The sequence below is a fragment of the Massilia timonae genome, assembly GCF_001866515.1.
GTDB lineage: Bacteria > Pseudomonadota > Gammaproteobacteria > Burkholderiales > Burkholderiaceae_D > Telluria > Telluria timonae.
Genome location: NZ_JRYB01000001.1, coordinates 4108097 through 4125603, shown reverse-complemented (window position 1 = coordinate 4125603; position 17507 = coordinate 4108097). Strand labels below are relative to the sequence as shown.

Genomic DNA, 17507 nt, shown 5'->3' with positions numbered 1-17507 from the left:
ATTGCATTGTTATGACTGCGCCAGCAGCGCCAGCAGCGCCGCCTCGTCCAGGATCGTGACGCCGAGTTCCTCGGCCTTGGCCAGCTTGCTGCCTGCTTCGGCGCCGGCCACCACGTAGGACGTCTTCTTCGACACCGAGCCCGACACCTTGCCGCCGGCCTCCTCGATCAGCGCGCCGGCCGCGTCGCGGCTCAGGGTCGGCAAGGTGCCGGTCAGGACGAAGGTCTTGCCGGCCAGCGGTCCCTCGGGCGCGGCGGCGGCCGATGCTTCGGGCAGGGATTCCAGCAGCGAGCGGCGCAGGGCCGCCAGCGACTGCACTAGTTCGCGGTTCGCGCGCACCGCCATCCATTCCTCGAGCGCGGCCGCGACCGTTGCCGGCAGGCCGAAGATGCCGAAGTCGGTGCGCACGCCGATGTCTTCCAGCGTCTGGCCGGCGCCCACCACCTGGCGCGCGCGCGGCTCGGTCAGTTTCGGGATGTCGAGCGCGGCCAGCAGCTTGATCTCGTCGAGCTTTTCGCGCAGCTGCGCCTTCGGCGCATGCTCGCCCTTCGGCGCCACGCCGGCGTCCAGCAAGGCGTTCAGGGCGATCTGGTTCTTTTCTTCGGCGAAGAATTCGGCGATCGACTCGGCCACCGTGCCGCCGATGTCGGGCAGCACGCGCAGCAGCGCGGCCGGCGCGCGCCGCACCAGGGCCAGGCTGCCGAGCCAGTCGGCCAGCGTCTTGGCGGTCGACTCGCCCACGTGGCGGATGCCGAGCGCGAACAGCAGGCGCTCCAGCGGCGGCTGCCTGCTGGCGGCGATCGCGGCCAGCAGGTTGTCGGCCCACTTGGTCGCGACCTTGCCCTGCTTGACGGTTTCCGGGGTCGTGCCGTCGCGCTCGTCGGCCAGGCGCTTCATCTTGAGCAGGTCGTCGAGCGTGAGCTTGTAGAGATCCGCCACGCCCTTGACCAGGTTCGCCTCCACCAGGCTGTCGATGTAGCGGTCGCCCAGGCCTTCGATGTCCATCATGCGGCGGCCGGCGAAGTGGCGGATCGCTTCCTTGCGCTGGGCCGCGCAGGTCAGCCCGCCGGAGCAGCGCGCGACCGCTTCGTCTGCTTCGCGCACCACGTGCGAGCCGCACACCGGGCACTGCTTCGGCAGTTCATAGATGGCCGGTTCCGGGCTCGGGCGGCGCTCCAGCACCACCGCCAGCACCTCGGGGATCACGTCGCCGGCGCGGCGCACGATCACGGTGTCCCCCACGCGCACGTCCTTGCGCCGCACTTCGTCCTCGTTGTGCAGGGTCGCGTTGGTGACGGTGACGCCGCCGACCGAGACCGGCACCAGGCGCGCCACCGGCGTGATGGCGCCGGTGCGGCCGACCTGCACCTCGATCGCCTGGACCGTGGTCAGCGCTTCCTCGGCCGGGAATTTATGGGCCAGCGCGAAACGCGGCGCGCGCGAGACGAAGCCCAGCGCGCGCTGGTCCTCGATGCGGTCGACCTTGTACACCACGCCGTCGATTTCGTAAGGGAGCGACTTGCGGCGTTCGCCGACGTCGCGGTAGAAGTCGAGCAGGCCGTCGCGGCCCGCGACCACCTTGCGTTCCTTCGCCACCGGCAGCCCGAGCGCCTCGAACCAGTCGAGCAATCCGGAATGGGTGTCGGGCAAGTCGGCGCCTTCCACCTGGCCCACGCCATAGGCGAAGAAGCGCAGCCTGCGCTCATTGGTGATGCGCGCGTCCAGCTGGCGCAGGCTGCCGGCGGCGGCATTGCGCGGGTTGGCGAATTCCTTCTGGCCGCCGGCGCGCTGGCGCTCGTTCAGGGCCTCGAAGTCGCGCTTGAACATCAGCACTTCGCCGCGCACCTCGAGCACCGCCGGCACGTCGCCGCCATGCAGCCGCATCGGGATCACGCGCACGGTGCGGATATTGGCGGTGACGTCCTCGCCCGTGTAGCCGTCGCCGCGGGTCGCCGCCTGCACCAGGCGCCCATCCTCGTAGCGCAGGCTGATGGCCAGGCCGTCGAACTTCAGTTCGGCGTTGTAGACGACCTGGCGCACTTCCAGCCCCTCGCGCGCCTTGCGGTCGAAATTGTCGATGTCGTCGTCGGTGAAGCCGTTGTTCAGCGACAGCATCGGCACCGCATGGTTGACCTGGCCGAACTCGGGAATAGGCGCGTCGCCCACCCGCCGGGTCGGCGAGTCGGGGTCGACGGCCTCCGGGTGGCTGGTCTCCAGCGCCAGCAGCTCGTGGTACAGCTTGTCGTACTCGGCGTCGGGAATCGTCGGCGCGTCCAGCACATGGTAGTTGTAGCTGGCGCGGTTCAGTTCCGCGACCAGCCAACGCATTCGTTCAATGCGCCGCTGGCGGTCGTTCTGTAGCTCTTGCTCGGTCACCGGGAATCCTCAGCTGAACAGGCGCAGCGCGCGGGTCGAGCCGGCCGGGATGTCGGCCGCGTCCATCTCCTGGTAGAACTCGCCCACCTGGCTCTTGATCTCGTCGAGGGCCTCGTCCACCAGCGGCTGGTCGAAATCGTCGACGATGGTCGCGTCCAGGCGCTGGGTCAGGCCGCGCGCGGTCTCGACCATGCGGCCGAAGCCGTCGCGCGCGGGGGCGACGCACGGCACGTCCAGCAGGAGGGTCAGGCGCGAGGTGGTGTCGGCGCCCAGGGTGACGTTGGTCGACAGCGTGAACAGCACGCCGCCGCCCGCGCTTTCCTTGTCCGGCATCGCGAAGCGGCCGTCCGGACGCACGTCGAAGCCGGCGTTCTCGAGGGCGCCGATCAGGGTCGACATCGCCCATGGCGCGCCATTCGCGGCCAGGTTGACGCCCAGCTGGGCGTCGTGGCCGGCCACGAAGCGGTGCAGGATGCGCGCCTCGGCCATCACCTCGATCATGTCCGGCACTTCCGGCTCGGCCCCGATCTCGTCGGCCACCGCGCGCAGGCGGGTGACCAGCTCGGAGTATTCGAGTTCGTTCAGCGCCGTGGTGCGGGTCGCCATCTGCACGCCGGCCTGCAGCTTGGTGTACACGCCGCCATGGACGATCGGCTCCCATTCGCCGCTGACGGCGAAGCCGATGTAGTGGATCGGCTTGTTGCCGACGCGGCGCAGCGTTTGCAGGGCCGGCAAGATCTTGTCGCCGCGCACAGGCGTTTCGAGCGAGAGGGGGATCAGGCAGTCGATCAGCGGATCGACCAGGCATTCGGCCAGTTCGGCGGCCGGCATTCCCGGGCGGGTGCCGGGCAGCGAGGCGGCCACCGCATCCTGGGCGGCGCTGGCGCCGGCGGCGCGGTAGCTGGTGGCGGGCGGCGTGACCGGCGCCGCAGGGGCCGGGGCCGGGGCCGGGGCTGGCGCGGCGGCCGGCGTCGGCGTGTCCAGCTGCGGCTCGGGCTTGACGTCGGCCGGCGCGAAGGCGTCGGCGTCGAGCACCGGTTCCTTGGCGAGCACCGGCGCCTTGTCGTCGAGGCCGGCCTCGAGCACCGGCTCGTGACGGTCCACGGCCGGCACCTGCTCGCCGTCGCGCATCAGGACGTCGTCGTGGTCGGAGGCGAAGGCGCGTTCGACGCTCTTCCTGGCCTTGTATTCCTGCCACTTGTTGTAGGTGATGACGCCGACGACGAAGACGCCGCCGGCTGCGATCAGGCTCATTTGGAAATCAGTCATGCTGCTTGTGCCTCAATAGCGAAATTCGCGCCGAATCCGCCAGCCTTGCGGGCCACGCGGTCCTGTTGTTCTGCGAAATGGTTAATTCGATCGAAATGCATCCGTGCGGGCGCTCTCCCCACGGAAATTCGTGCAATCATACCAACTCCCCCGCGCGGACGCCATGGATAGCCGGCGCGCCACCGCGATCATCATGCGGGCGCCGGCGCGTCCGGCGCACGGCAGGCCGGCAGGGCGACCACGACTTCGCTGCCCTGCCCCTCTCCCGGGCTCGACGCGCCGACCCGGCCGCCATGCAGGTGCACCAGCCGCTTGACCAGGGCCAGCCCGATGCCCAGGCCGCCCTGCGAGCGGTCCGGGGTGCGCTGCCCCTGGCGGAACAGTTCGAACACGCCGTCGACCAGCTCCGGCGCCATGCCGATGCCGTTGTCGCTGACCGCGATCTCGACCATGCCGTCCACCCGCGCCAGCGCGACGACGATGCGCCCGCCCGGCGGCGTGTACTTGGCCGCGTTCGACAACAGGTTCGCCAGCACCTGGACCAGGCGCTTGCGGTCGCCATGGATGCAGGCCCCGCCGGCGTGGTCGGCCACCGACAGCGCGTGCGCGCGCGCCTCGATGAGGGGGCGCGCCTGCTCGACGGCCTCGTCGACCAGCAGGCGCGCCGCCACGTCTTCCTGGACCAGCGCGATCAGTCCGCGCGTCACGCGCGACACGTCCAGCAGGTCGTCGATCAGGCCGGTCATGTGGGTGACCTGGCGCGCGATCACCTGGCCGATGTGCTCGACCTTGGCCGCATCGGCCTTGGCCAGGGGCAGCAGCGCCGCCGCGCTGCGGATCGGCGCCAGCGGATTGCGCAGCTCGTGGCCGAGCATGGCGAGGAACTCGTCCTTGCGCTGGTCGGCCTCGCGCAGCGCATCCTCGGTCAGCTTGTGTTCGTGGATGTCGGTGCAGGTGCCCATCCAGCGCTGTATCACCCCTCGCGCGTCGTGCACCGGCAAGGCGCGGCCCAGCACCCAGCGGTAGGCGCCGCTATGGTGGCGCAGCCGGTATTCGATCTCGTAGGGTTCGCCGGTGGCCAGCGAATGGCGCCACCTGGCCCAGGCGACGTCCTGGTCGTCCGGATGGAACATGCCGTTCCAGGCCTCGCCGTCGGTCGAGCCGGGCGGCACGCCGGTGAAGGCGTACCACTGGTCGTTGTAGTAATCGTGGAAGCCGTCGGGAAGGGTCGACCACACCATCTGCGGCATCGCGTTCGTGATCGCGCGAAAGCGCGCCTCGCTCTCGGCCAGCGCGCGTTCGGCGGCGCGGGTCGCCGAGATGTCGATCACCACGCCGAAGCCCTGGCGGCCATCGGCCAGCAGGTTGCCGGCGCCGACCAGCACCGGAATGCGGCGGCCGTCGCGGTGCAGGAATTCCTTCTCGATCAGCGGCATCACCCCGTGCGCCTGCAGGCGCGCAAGGCCGGCGTCGTCGACCTCGCGCCACTCGGGCGGCGTCAGCGCGCGCCAGGACAGGCCGCGGCGGCGGTCTTCCTGGCTCAGTCCCAGCATGGAGAGAAACGCGTCGTTGCAGTCGAGGATCTCGCCGTCGACGGTGTAGCGCACCACGCCGACCGGACTGAGTTCGACCAGCCGCCCCAGTTCGCGCGCGGCCTGGTCGACTTGCGGCGGCAGCGCCGCGGCCACGCCCAGCACGCCCACAATGGCGCCATCGGCTTCGCACACCGGCGACAGAGCGAGCTTGACCCGCGTGGGCAGTTCCAGCTCGGCGCCGGCCTGGGCCAGGCTGCCGTCGAGGATGCGCGCAACCGGATCGATGGCGCCCGGCAGCAGCGCCGCGAGCGGCGTCCAGGCATCGGGAGATGCGGTCCGAGCGCCTTCCAGCAGCGCCGTGAAGGCCGGATTGGCTGCGGCCATGACGCCGCCAATCCGGCTGTCGCGGCGCACGATGAACATCGGCGCCGGCGACGCGCCGATCAGCCGCACGCCCTGCTCCAGTGCTGAAGGGATGGGGGCGGGCTGCGGTGATCTGGAGTAGTCGGTCATTGCAAGCAATCGTACGGTGGGACGCGCCCTGGCAGAGCCGGGCCAGTGTAGCACGGCGGCCCGCGAAGGCCGCGTCCGTTCAGGCGGCGGCCAGGTCGGCGGCCGACTCCATGTCCACCGCCACGATGCGCGAGACGCCCTGCTCCTGCATCGTCACCCCGATCAGCTGGCTGGCCATCTCCATCGCGATCTTGTTGTGCGAGATGAACAGGAACTGGGTGTGGTCCGACATGCGCTTGACCATGCGGCAGAAGCGCTCGGTATTGGCGTCGTCCAGCGGCGCGTCGACCTCGTCCAGCAGGCAGAATGGCGCCGGGTTCAGGCGGAACATCGAGAACACCAGCGCGGTCGCGGTCAGCGCCTTCTCGCCGCCCGACAGCAGGTGGATGGTGGCGTTCTTCTTGCCCGGCGGCTGGGCCATGACCTGCACGCCGGCGTCCAGGATCTCGTCGCCGGTCATGACCAGCCTGGCGTTGCCGCCGCCGAACAGGATCGGGAACAGTTCCGAGAAGTGGCCGTTGACGCGGTCGAAGGTGTCCTGCAACAGGTCGCGCGTCTCGCGGTCGATGCGGCCGATCGCGTCTTCGAGCGTGGTGATGGCCTCGTCCAGGTCGGCGTTCTGCGAATCCAGGAAGCGCTTGCGCTCGGTGGCCTGGGCCAGCTCGTCGACCGCCGCCAGGTTGACCGCGCCCAGGCCGTTGATGGCGTTCGTCAGTCGGGTGACTTCGCCCTGCAGGTACTGGGGCTTGAGTTCGGGGTCGAGCTTCTCGGACAGCGCCGCCTCGTCGGCGCCGGTGGCGGCCAGCGCCTCGGCGAACTGTTCCTGGTTCAGGCGCGCGGCCTGCTCCTTCAACTGCATCTCGGTGATGCGGTCGCGTTGCGGCTGCAGGCTGCGCTCGGACTGCATGCGGGACTCTTCCGCCGCGCGCAGCTGCTGGGCGACCTGGTCCAGCTCGTGGCGGGCGTCGGACAGCGCTACCTCTTGCTTCGTGCGGCGGTCCAGCAGCTCTTGCAAGCCCTCGTGGGCGGTGCCGCTCTCGAGGGCTTCCAGCTCCAGGCGCGCCTGGGCCAGGCTGGCGCCGACCTGCTCGGCCTGGGTGGCGGCGGTCGCCATCGTGCGGCGCAATTCGTCGATGCGGCTGCGCTGGGCGCGTTCGGCGAACTGCGCCTCTTGCGCGCTGCGTTCCAGTTCGCGCAGGTGCTCGCGCGCGCGGCCAAGCGCCTGCTCCTGCTCGAGGAAGGCGGTCTGGCCGTTTTCGTGCGCCTCCTGCAGCTCGGCCAGTTCCAGGTCGAGCTGCTCGAATTCCTGTTCGCTTTCCGCCTGGGCCTGGCGCTGCTCGGCCTCCTGGGCCGCGATCTCGGACAGGTCGGCCGCGATCTGGCCGCTGCGCTGGTTGAAGCGGGCCTCGATCTCGCTCTGCTTGAGCACCTCGATCTGCAGCGCGTGCGCCTCGCGCTGCAAGGTGGCCACGCGGCCGCGCGCATCCTGCAGCCGGCGCGCCAGGTCGGTCACGGCGGCGTCGGCGCGCACGGCGCGCGCACGCGCCTCGTCGGCCAGCAAGGCCTGGGCCTTGAGCTGTTTACCGATGTTCTCGATCTCGTGCTGGCGCGCCAGCATGCCGTCCTGCTCGGCGTCCGGCGCGTGGAAGCGCACGCTGGAGCGGGTCACCATGTGGCCCTCGCGCGTGACGAAGGCGGCGCCCTGCGGCAGGCGCGCGCGCTCGGCGAAGGCCTGGGCCGCGTCACCGGCCACGTACACGCCGTGCAGCCAGTCCTCGAGCACGCCGCGCACGCCGGCGTCGTTCACGCGCAGCAGGCTGGAGAACGGCTTCAAGCCGTCGGGCGGCGCCGCGTGGCCGCCCGCCTGCGGCGCGTACAGCGCCAGGCGGGCCGGCGGCGCGTCAAGCACGAAGGCCTTGGCCCAGTCGATGTTCGACACCTCCAGCGCGCCGGAGCGCTCGCGCAGCACGGCTTCGAGCGCGGCCTCCCAGCCCGCTTCGACGTCCAGCTTTTGCCACAGGCGCGGCAAGCCGGCCAGCTCGTGCTTCTCGAGCCAGGGCTGGACCTTGCCCTGGGTCTGCACGCGCTCCTGCATCTGGCGCAGCGCATTCAGGCGCGCCTCCAACTGGGCGTTGGCGGCGCTCTCGACCTGCACCTGCGCATGCGCTTCCTTGCGCTCGAGTTCGACCGCCTCTTGCCGTCCGGTCGCTTCCTCGAGCAGCATGGTCTGTTCTTCCAGCGACTGCTGCTGTTCTTCGAGCTGCAGGCGCAGGTTGTCGAGGGTCGCGCTGTCGGGCAGGTTGAGGCCGTTCCTCTCCTGCTGCAGGCGTTCGCGCCGCGCCGCCAGGTTGCCCAGGATGCCGGCGGCGTTGCGGCCGTGGGCCGATGCCAGCTCGATGCGCTGCTGGACCTGCATGGCGCGCGCGCGCGAGGCGGCCTGGCGTTCCTGGCCGGCGCGCCAGGCCGCTTCCAGCTCGGGCAGGCGCTCGTGGTGGACCTCGACCGCGATCTGGGCGCCTTCGGCGCGCGCGGCCAGTTCCTCCAGCTGCATCTCGGCTTCTTCCTGGCCCTCGCGGTGTTCCTGTTCCTGCGCCAGCCATCCGTCTCGCTGCGCGGTGAGCGTGACGATCTGGTTCTGCAGGCGGGTGCGCGACTCGACCACGAACTTGATCTGCGCCTCCAGGCTGCCGATCTCGGAATTGATCTGGTACAGGGCGCCCTGGGCCGTGTGCAGGCGGTCGCCGGCGGCGAAGTGGGCCTGGCGCAGGTGTTCGAGGTCGACCTCGACGTTGCGCAGCCTGGCGGTCTGCGCTTCCAGGCTGGTCTGCGCTTCTTCCATCTCGCGGAAGAACTTCACCTGTTCGGCCTTGGCCTCGTTCTTGCGCATCAGCCAGAGCAGCTTCTGCTTTTCTTCCTGGTCGGCCTGCAGCTGGCGGAAGCGGTTGGCGACCGCCGCCTGGGCTTCGAGTTTTTCGAGGTTGGCGTTAAGTTCACGCAGGATGTCCTCGACCCGCAGCAGGTTTTCGCGCGTATCCGACAGGCGGTTCTCGGTCTCGCGGCGCCGTTCCTTGTACTTCGAGACGCCGGCCGCTTCTTCGAGGAAGACCCGCAGTTCTTCCGGGCGCGATTCGATGATGCGCGCGATCATGCCCTGGCCGATGATGGCGTAGGCGCGCGGACCGAGGCCGGTGCCGAGGAAGATGTCCTGGATGTCGCGCCGGCGCACCGGCTGGCCGTTGATGTAATAGGTGGACGTGCCGTCGCGCGTGAGCGTGCGCTTGACCGCGATCTCGGCGTACTGGCCCCACTGGCCGGCGGCCTTGCCGGCGCTGTTGTCGAACACCAGTTCGACCGAGGCGCGCCCGGCGCTCTTGCGGTGGGTGGAACCGTTGAAGATCACGTCCTGCATCGACTCGCCGCGCAGTTCGGAGGCTTTCGACTCGCCCAGCACCCAGCGCACCGCGTCGATGATATTGGATTTGCCGCAGCCGTTGGGGCCGACCACGCCGACCAGCTGACCCGGCACCTGGAAATTGGTGGGATCGACGAACGACTTAAATCCCGACAATTTGATGGAAGAGAGGCGCACGTGGATCGGCTATTGCTGTAGAGGTAAAGCGCGCATCATACCATTGCGGGCATGGGCTTGACCGCAGCGCTCAGGATGCGGCCGACCACGCCTTCGGGCGCCACCACCCGCAGCGCGCCTTCGCGCAGCAGATCGATCAGGCGCGCGGCCGGCAGCGAAAACGCTTCCTGGCGTCCGGCGCCCGAGAAGATGTACAGCGTGCGCAGCGGGCTGACCCAGGCCAGGCGCACCCGGCGCACGATGTGCGCCTCGTGCAGCTCGAGCCGCATGCCGCGCTCCAGGCCGGCCAGGATGGCCGCCGCCGGATCGCTTGCCGCGGCCTGCGCTTCCTCGGCCTGGATGCGGGCCTGCTCCCGCTCCTCTTCCTGCTCCTGCGCCTGCTCGTATGCGACTCGGCGCAGCGCATCCTGCTGGGCCGCCTCGAGCGCCAGCTCGAGCTGGCGCTCGGGCGGCAGCTCGATCGGCGCGCGCACGATCGAGGCGTGGCATTCGGCCAGCTCGGCGAAGAACTGCAGGCGCTCGGCGTCCTGCCAGCGGGTGGCGTCGAGCCAGTTGTTCAGGCTTGCCAGCAGCGCCGGCAGGCGCGCGATCAGGGCCTTCCTCTGCTCCTGGGTCGCCTTCGGCTTGACGCTCCAGATCAGGTCGTCCATCGTGCGCGTGGCATTGTCGATGGCGCCCGGACGGCGGTCCTCGATCGTGTAGGCCAGCGCCAGCGCGGCGCTCCAGCGGCCTTCGAGAAAACCGGTGACGGCCGGGGTCAAGCGTTCCCCGGCCAGACGCAGCGCCACCGCGCGCCGGGCCGAACGTTCGGCGGCGGCGCGCTTCTCATTGCGCATGGCCTGGGCGATGGGCGCCGCCATGGCCGCCTCTTCCACCCTGTCGCGGGCGGCCAGGCCGGCCTCGATGTCGGCCACGGCCGCGGCGAACTCGGGGTCGACCTGGTCGCGCACGCGCTCGACGCTGCGACGCATGGCGCGGTAGACCGGGTCGTCCGCGTCCAGGGGACGCTCCCAGCCGGCCTGCGACAGCAGGTCGAGCAGGCGCCGCGCCGGATGGGCCTCCTGAAAGAAGAAGCTGCGGTCGCGCAACGCGGTGCGCAAGACCGGCAGCTGCAGGTGGCCGATCAGTTCGCGCGTCTCGGGGGCGACGCCGTCGTCCTGCAGCACGCTGCCGAACACGCGCGACAGCAGGTCGAGCGTCGTTTCGTCGCCGCGCGACAGGGCGCCCTGCGGCAGGCTGGCGCGCAGGCCTGGCAGGACCGGCACGCCGGGCGCGGCGTCCGGGCCGGCGGCGCCGGCGCGCGCCAGCAGGTCGATCAAGGGTTGAACGGACGCCACCGGCGATGCGGCGCTGCCGGCGCCACCCGACGCGTAGACAGGGCCGGGATGGGCGCCAGGGCCCGCCGCGGCGCCGGACGGGAGCGCGCCCGCCGCAGGCATGGGTGGCGCCAGCGGCGCCACCGCGAAGCCGGACGCCGCGCTCGGACGCCAGCCGCCGCTGCCCTGCGGCAGGTCCGGGATCTCAGGGACGGCCAGGGCCGGGTCGAACAGCTGGCGCAGCTGCTGGGCCAGCGCGGCGTCGCGCCGGGCACGTTCGGACTGGCGCGACGCGCGGTCGTCGGTCTTGCTGAAGCGGGTGTCGGCGTCGCCGCCCTTGCGCGACTTGAGCTTGGCGACCAGGGCGTCGTACAGCGGCCCGAGATCGAACATCAGGCCGGGACGCAGCAGCGGCGCCACCAGGCCGTGGGCGTCGGGATCGGGCTCGAACTGGCGCCAGGCCGCGTCCACGGCGGCCAGGAAGACGTCGGGCCGGAAGGGGTTGTGGGCGGCGCGCACCAGGTCGCGCCCGAGCAGCAGGCCAAGACGCACGCCCAGCGTGGCCAGGCCTTCGGAATGCTGCAGGTCGAAGGGCCGGCTGACGGCGCCCAGCGCCATCTGCTGGTCGATCTGTTCCAGCGGGACCAGGCTCAGTTCGACCGGGGCGGACGCGGCTTCGGCCGGGGCGTTGGCGGCGTGCGGGAGCAGGCGCGCGACTTCCCGGCGCAGGGCCGCCTCGATCTCGCTCGTCGCCAGGTGGGTGAAGGCGTAACCGTTGTCCTTGAGAAGATTGCCGGATTTGACGCGCCGCATGACGGTGCCGGGGTCGAGCCCGGCCGCAGTCAGGTCGAGCAGCGCCGACACCATGCGCCGCGCCATGTCCGCCAGGCCGGACTCGGCATGGCTGCGCGCAATGTCGACCAGCTCGGCCAGCGCCGCCTGCTGGGCGGGTGCGGCCTTGCGCGCGGCAAAGGTCTGGGCGGATGGGGTGGCCATGACGGTTCGGCGAAGTGAGGCAAGCCCCTATTCTGCCATATTCTTACCTCTCAGCAATGACCAAACACATCCCGGCCGGGGCGCCATCGGCCGCCGGCGCGACGGCCAACGGAACGTCCCGGTTCAGATATTGCGCAGGATGGCGCCTTTCGGCGGCGCGAAGTCCAGCACCTCGTGGATCATCTTCGCCTTCTTGGCGTCGCGCGCGGTCAGGTGCAGGTCGCCGTACTGGTGCACGCTCCACTGCTCGGGCGAGAGTTCGATTTCCTTGCGCAGGATGGCCTCGGTGCGCGCATCGTCGGCGCGCAGGCCTTCGACGATGATGTTGAGCGCATCCGGCCGCGAACCGGGCGAGGCGGTCGCATGCGACTTGTGGATCATGAAGCGCGCGGTCTCGCTGGCGTAGCGGCGCGAGCCGGCCAGGTACAGCACCACCGCGATCGAGGCCACCGCCCCGGCGTTATACATCACGAACCTGATCGGCGAGCTGGCCATGAAGTTATACAGGCACAAGCCATCGCTGACATAGCCGCCATTCGACTGCAGCAGCACGTGGGCGGTATCGATCCCGTCCTCGGTCATCGCCGCCACCGCATCGAACATCCGGTGCACCATATCGCTGTTGACGTCGCCCGACAGCGTGTACCAACCCTCTTTCTCCTGCAAAGTTTTTTCGTCGTTCATAGTCTGTTCCCGCCTACAAAGTAAGTGGAACAAGTGTAGCAAATCACGACAAACACCCCGTGCACCAATAGTGCGCAGCAATGCTTTCAAGCAGTTCTGCGATGGAACTCTACAATGAGGGTCAGAGTAGATTTATTGGGCAATTCCTCAAAGTTATCAAACAATTCAACTCCGACCCTCATTAATTTTGGACCGCTTAGCGCTATCAAAATCGACGTTAGATTCTCAGCGTCAAATAGTTTTCCAGATGAATGCTTTTTGTTTCCCCGGCAGTCACAAATTAATTAGGGTCAGAGTAGCATTAACGAGCAACTTCGAAAGTTGTCAAAGAATTCGACTCTGACCCTATTTATTGGGTAAGGGGGCAATGGCAATTAATGTGGGGCTTGCGTGGTTGACAGGGTTGGCGGGCTGGCATATCCTCCGCAGTCTTGATCGGGAGAGCGCAGCGACGCTGCCGCCGAAGGGGCACTCACCCATAAACTCTCAGGCAAAAGGACCGGTCAAGGGACGGCGGCGCACGGCGCGGCCGGTCAACTCTGGAGAGCGGCCGCGATGCGGTCCACCGAAGGGGCAAGCGGCGCCAGCCGCTATCTCTCAGGTACCAAGGACAGAGGGGTCGATAGCGCACGACGATCGTGCCGACACCCTATTCATGCCCGAGGATTCCATGACGCTCAAAGCGACCCCGCTCAATTCCGCTCACCGTGCCCTTGGCGCCAAGATGGTCGATTTCGGCGGCTGGGACATGCCGGTCAACTACGGCTCCCAGATCGAAGAGCACAACGCGGTACGCAGCGACGCCGGCATGTTCGACGTGTCCCATATGTGCGTCGTGGACGTCAAGGGCGCCAACGCCCGCGCCTTCCTGCGCGGCCTGCTGGCCAATAACGTCGACAAGCTGCAAACGCCGGGCAAGGCCCTGTACTCGTGCATGCTCAATCCGGAAGGCGGCGTCATCGACGACCTGATCGTCTATTTTCTGTCCGAGGACTGGTTCCGCATCGTCGTCAACGCCGGCACCGCCGACAAGGACGTGGCCTGGATGAACGGGCAGAATGCCGCCACCAGCAGCGGCGTGAGCATCACCCAGCGCCGCGACGGCAACGACCCGATCGCCCTCGTCGCCGTCCAGGGCCCGAACGCCCGCGCCAAGGTGTGGCAGGTGCTGCCGACCACCCAGGCCGCCACCGAAAACCTCAAGCCGTTCAACGCCGCCATCGTCGGCGACACCGCCTTCGGCGAAGCCATGGTCGCCCGCACCGGCTACACCGGCGAAGACGGCTTCGAGATCGGCGTGCCGGCAAGCCAGGCCGAAGCGCTGTGGAATGCCCTGCTCGCCGCCGGCGTCAAGCCGGCCGGCCTCGGCGCGCGCGACACCCTGCGCCTGGAAGCCGGCATGAACCTGTACGGCCAGGACATGGACGAAACCACCAACCCGCTCGACGCCGGCCTGGCCTGGACCATCGACCTGGTCTCCGAACGCGACTTCATCGGCAAGGCCGCGCTGCAGGCCAAGGGCCAGCAGGCGCAGTTCGTCGGCCTGATCCTGCGCGAGAAAGGCGGCATCCTGCGCGCCCATCAGCGCGTGATCGCCGCGTCCGGCAATGTCGGCGAGATCACCAGCGGCACCTTCAGCCCCAGCATGCAGCAGGCGATCGCCCTGGCGCGCGTGCCGATGGACGTCGCGGTCGGCGACACCGTGCAGGTCGCGATCCGCGACAAGCACCTGGCCGCCAGCGTGGTCAAGCTGCCGTTCGTGCGCAACGGCAAAGTGCTGGCCGCCTGAATCGCCGCACCGGATAACAAACACCTATACTAATAACCCCACCATCCTCAGGAGTTTCCATGAACATCCCTACCGACCTGAAATACACCGAATCCCATGAATGGGTGCGCCGCGAAGAAGACGGCAGCCTGACCGTGGGCATCACCGAATACGCGCAGGACGCGCTGGGCGACATCGTGTTCGTCGAACTGCCGCAGGTCGGCAAGGCATTCACCGCGGGGGACGACGCCGCCGTGGTGGAATCGGTCAAGGCCGCCAGCGACATCTACGCGCCGGTCTCGGGCGCCGTCACCGCCGTCAACCAGCCGGTCGCCGACGCGCCCGACTCGATCAACCAGGATGCCTACGGCGCCTGGCTGTTCAAGCTGGCTCCCAGCGACGCTGGCGCCTACGACAAGCTGCTCGACGCCGACGCCTACGGCAAGACCACCGACCACTGACGGTCCAAGGTGCGCCCGTCCCCGGGCGCACCGCCCTGCGCATCCCCTTCTTGATCCAGCCAGCATCGGCGCCAGACCCTTCCGGACTCTTTTCTTATCATGACCCGCTCCAGCCTCACCCAACTTGAAGCACGCGATTCGTTCATCCCGCGCCACATCGGCCCGTCCGAATCCGAACAGGCAGCCATGCTGTCGACCCTCGGCTACGCCACCCGCGCCGCCCTGATCGACGCCGTGGTCCCGGCCAACATCCGCCGCAAGGACAAGCTGGACCTGGGCCAGTTCGCCGAACCGCGCACCGAAGAAGAAGCGCTGGCGCTGCTCAAGGGCCTGGCGTCGAAGAACAAGGTGCTGAAGTCGCTGATCGGCCAGGGCTACTACGGCACCCACACGCCGAAGGTCATCCTGCGCAACATCTTCGAAAACCCGGCCTGGTACACCGCCTATACCCCTTACCAGCCCGAGATCTCGCAGGGCCGCCTGGAAGCCATCCTGAACTTCCAGCAGGCGATCACCGACCTGACCGGCATGGGCATCGCCAACTCGTCGATGCTGGACGAGGGCACCGCCGCCGCCGAAGCCATGACCCTGATCCAGCGCGTCGGCAAGTCGGCCTCGAAGGTGTTCTACGTGGCCGACGACGTGCTGCCGCAGACCCGCGAGATCATCCAGACCCGCGCCGAACCGATCGGCGTCGAAGTGCGCACCATCGCCCCGGCCGACATCGAAAAACTCGAAGAAACCTGCTTCGGCGTGCTGCTGCAATACCCGGGCGTCGACGGCGAAGTGCGCGATTACCGCGCTGCTTGTGAACACCTGCATGCCGCGGGCGCGATGGTGATCGTGGCCGCCGACCTGCTGGCGCTCACGGTCCTGACCCCGCCGGGCGAATGGGGCGCGGACGTCGTGGTCGGCAACAGCCAGCGCTTCGGCGTGCCGCTCGGTTTCGGCGGCCCGCACGCCGGCTACCTCGCCACCCGCGACGAATTCAAGCGCAGCATGTCGGGCCGCCTGGTCGGAGTCACCGTCGACGCCCAGGGCAACCCGGCCTACCGCCTGGCGCTGCAGACCCGCGAACAGCACATCCGCCGCGAAAAGGCGACCTCGAACATCTGCACCGCGCAGGTGCTGCTGGCCGTGATGGCCGGCATGTACGCGGTCTACCACGGCCCGCAAGGCCTGGCCCGCATCGCGCGCCGCGTGCACCGCCAGACCACCATCCTGGCCGCCGGCCTGCAGCAGCTGGGCTTCGAGCTGGCCAACAAGACCTTCTTCGACACCCTGACCGTGCGCGTGCAGGACGCCGGCGCGATCCACCAGCAGGCCACCGCGCGCGGCCTGAACCTGCGCCAGATCGACGCCACCAGCGTCGGCGTCTCGCTCGACGAAACGGTCACCCGCGACGACCTGGCCAACCTGTTCGCGGTGTTCGGCAATGGCAAGACGGTTGACCTGGACCAGCTGGACGCCGGCGTCGCCGATGCCTTCCCGGCCGCCCTCGCCCGCACCAGCGCCTACCTGACCCACCCGACCTTCAACCGCTACCACGCCGAGCACGAGATGCTGCGCTACCTGCGCGCGCTGGCCGACAAGGACCTGGCGCTGGACCGCACCATGATCCCGCTCGGCTCGTGCACCATGAAGCTCAACGCCACCGCCGAGATGGTGCCGGTCACCTGGCCCGAATTCTCGAACGTCCACCCGCTGGCGCCGAACGAGCAGACCATCGGCTACCGCGAGATGATCGCCCAGCTGGAAGCCATGCTGTGCGCCGCCACCGGCTACGCCGCCATCTCGCTGCAGCCGAACGCCGGCTCGCAGGGCGAGTACGCGGGCCTCCTGGTGATCCAGAAATACCATGAATCGCGCGGCGAAGGCCACCGCAACGTGTGCCTGATTCCGTCGTCGGCCCACGGCACCAACCCGGCCTCGGCCAGCATGGTCGGCATGAAGGTCGTGGTCACCGCCTGCGACGACAACGGCAACGTCGATCTCAGCGACCTGAAGGCCAAGGCCGAGCAATATAGCAAGGATCTGGCCTGCGTGATGGTCACCTACCCGTCGACCCACGGCGTGTTCGAGGAAGGCATCAAGGAACTGTGCGAGATCGTGCACGCGCACGGCGGCCAGGTCTACGTCGACGGCGCCAACATGAACGCGCTGGTCGGCCTGGCCGCGCCGGGCGCCTTCGGCGGCGACGTCAGCCACCTGAACCTGCACAAGACCTTCTGCATCCCGCACGGCGGCGGCGGCCCCGGCGTCGGCCCGATCGGCGTCGGCGCCCACCTGGCGAAATTCCTGCCGAACCAGCTGTCGACCGGCTATGTGCGGGACGAAAACGGCATCGGCGCGGTCAGCGCCGCCGCCTTCGGCTCGGCCTCGATCCTGCCGATCTCGTGGATGTACATCGCGATGATGGGCGCCGCAGGCCTCACTTCGGCCACCGAAGTGGCGATCCTGAACGCCAACTACATCGCGCGCCGCCTGGCCCCGCACTATCCGGTGCTGTACGCCGGCCACGACGGCCTGGTCGCGCACGAGTGCATCATCGACCTGCGTCCACTGCAGGACAAGACCGGCATCAGCAACGAAGACGTGGCCAAGCGCCTGATGGACTTCGGCTTCCACGCCCCGACCATGAGCTTCCCGGTGCCGGGCACCCTGATGATCGAGCCGACCGAGTCGGAATCGAAGGCCGAGATCGACCGCTTCATCGAGGCGATGATCACCATCCACGCCGAGATCGTCAAGGTCGAGCGCGGCGAGTACGACCGCATGGACAACCCGCTCAAGGGCGCGCCGCACACCGCCGAAGTCGTGACTTCCGACGATTGGCAGCACGGCTACACCCGTGAAGTGGCGGCCTTCCCGGTCGCCGGCCTGCGCAAGAAGAAGTACTGGCCGCCGGTCGGCCGCGCCGACAATGTGTACGGCGACCGCAACCTGTTCTGCGGCTGCGCGCCGATCAGCGATTACGAGTGATCGGTTGACGCACTGACC

The 17507-nt window shown here is 68.9% G+C and carries 9 protein-coding genes and 2 riboswitches; of the genes, 3 read left to right on the top strand and 6 right to left on the bottom strand.

The window, feature by feature from the left end:
* Nucleotides 1-9 precede the first annotated feature (9 nt).
* From ligA to LO55_RS17585, 6 genes are all read right to left on the bottom strand, one after another.
* Nucleotides 10-2328 carry an NAD-dependent DNA ligase LigA gene (gene ligA, locus LO55_RS17610; RefSeq protein ID WP_071362456.1) on the bottom strand — a complete coding sequence of 773 codons (2319 nt, stop codon included), beginning with the start codon at nt 2326-2328 and terminating at the stop codon, nt 10-12.
* 57 nt (nt 2329-2385) lie between these two features.
* Nucleotides 2386-3645, bottom strand: a complete 1260-nt coding sequence (locus tag LO55_RS17605; protein WP_071362455.1) for a cell division protein ZipA C-terminal FtsZ-binding domain-containing protein — start codon at nt 3643-3645, stop codon at nt 2386-2388.
* A gap of 191 nt (nt 3646-3836) precedes the next feature.
* Complete coding sequence (locus LO55_RS17600; RefSeq protein WP_083415402.1) at nt 3837-5693, bottom strand: sensor histidine kinase; 1857 nt, start codon at nt 5691-5693, stop codon at nt 3837-3839.
* A gap of 79 nt (nt 5694-5772) precedes the next feature.
* Entirely contained in the window at nt 5773-9282 is a 3510-nt protein-coding gene (gene smc / locus LO55_RS17595; protein ID WP_083415401.1) for a chromosome segregation protein SMC, read from the bottom strand.
* 35 nt (nt 9283-9317) lie between these two features.
* Nucleotides 9318-11594, bottom strand: a complete 2277-nt coding sequence (locus tag LO55_RS17590) for a DUF1631 family protein (protein WP_071362453.1) — start codon at nt 11592-11594, stop codon at nt 9318-9320.
* A gap of 123 nt (nt 11595-11717) precedes the next feature.
* Nucleotides 11718-12278, bottom strand: coding sequence for an ATP-dependent Clp protease proteolytic subunit (locus LO55_RS17585; RefSeq protein ID WP_071362452.1), 561 nt, complete (start codon nt 12276-12278; stop codon nt 11718-11720).
* Nucleotides 12279-12704: 426 nt separating this feature from the next.
* Nucleotides 12705-12790: riboswitch (glycine riboswitch) on the top strand.
* Between the two features lie 17 nt (nt 12791-12807).
* A riboswitch (glycine riboswitch) is annotated at nt 12808-12902 on the top strand.
* Nucleotides 12903-12948: 46 nt separating this feature from the next.
* On the opposite strand from LO55_RS17585, the gene gcvT reads away from it, so the two are divergent.
* The 3 genes from gcvT to gcvP all read left to right on the top strand — a co-directional run bounded on the left by gcvT (nt 12949) and on the right by gcvP (nt 17489).
* A complete protein-coding gene (gene gcvT, locus LO55_RS17580) occupies nt 12949-14067 on the top strand; it encodes a glycine cleavage system aminomethyltransferase GcvT (RefSeq protein WP_071362451.1) in 1119 nt (372 codons plus the stop codon).
* A gap of 59 nt (nt 14068-14126) precedes the next feature.
* Nucleotides 14127-14507, top strand: a complete 381-nt coding sequence (gene gcvH / locus LO55_RS17575) for a glycine cleavage system protein GcvH (RefSeq protein WP_071362450.1) — start codon at nt 14127-14129, stop codon at nt 14505-14507.
* Between the two features lie 99 nt (nt 14508-14606).
* Nucleotides 14607-17489 carry an aminomethyl-transferring glycine dehydrogenase gene (gene gcvP, locus LO55_RS17570; protein ID WP_005667457.1) on the top strand — a complete coding sequence of 961 codons (2883 nt, stop codon included), beginning with the start codon at nt 14607-14609 and terminating at the stop codon, nt 17487-17489.
* The last annotated feature ends 18 nt before the right edge of the window (nt 17490-17507 follow it).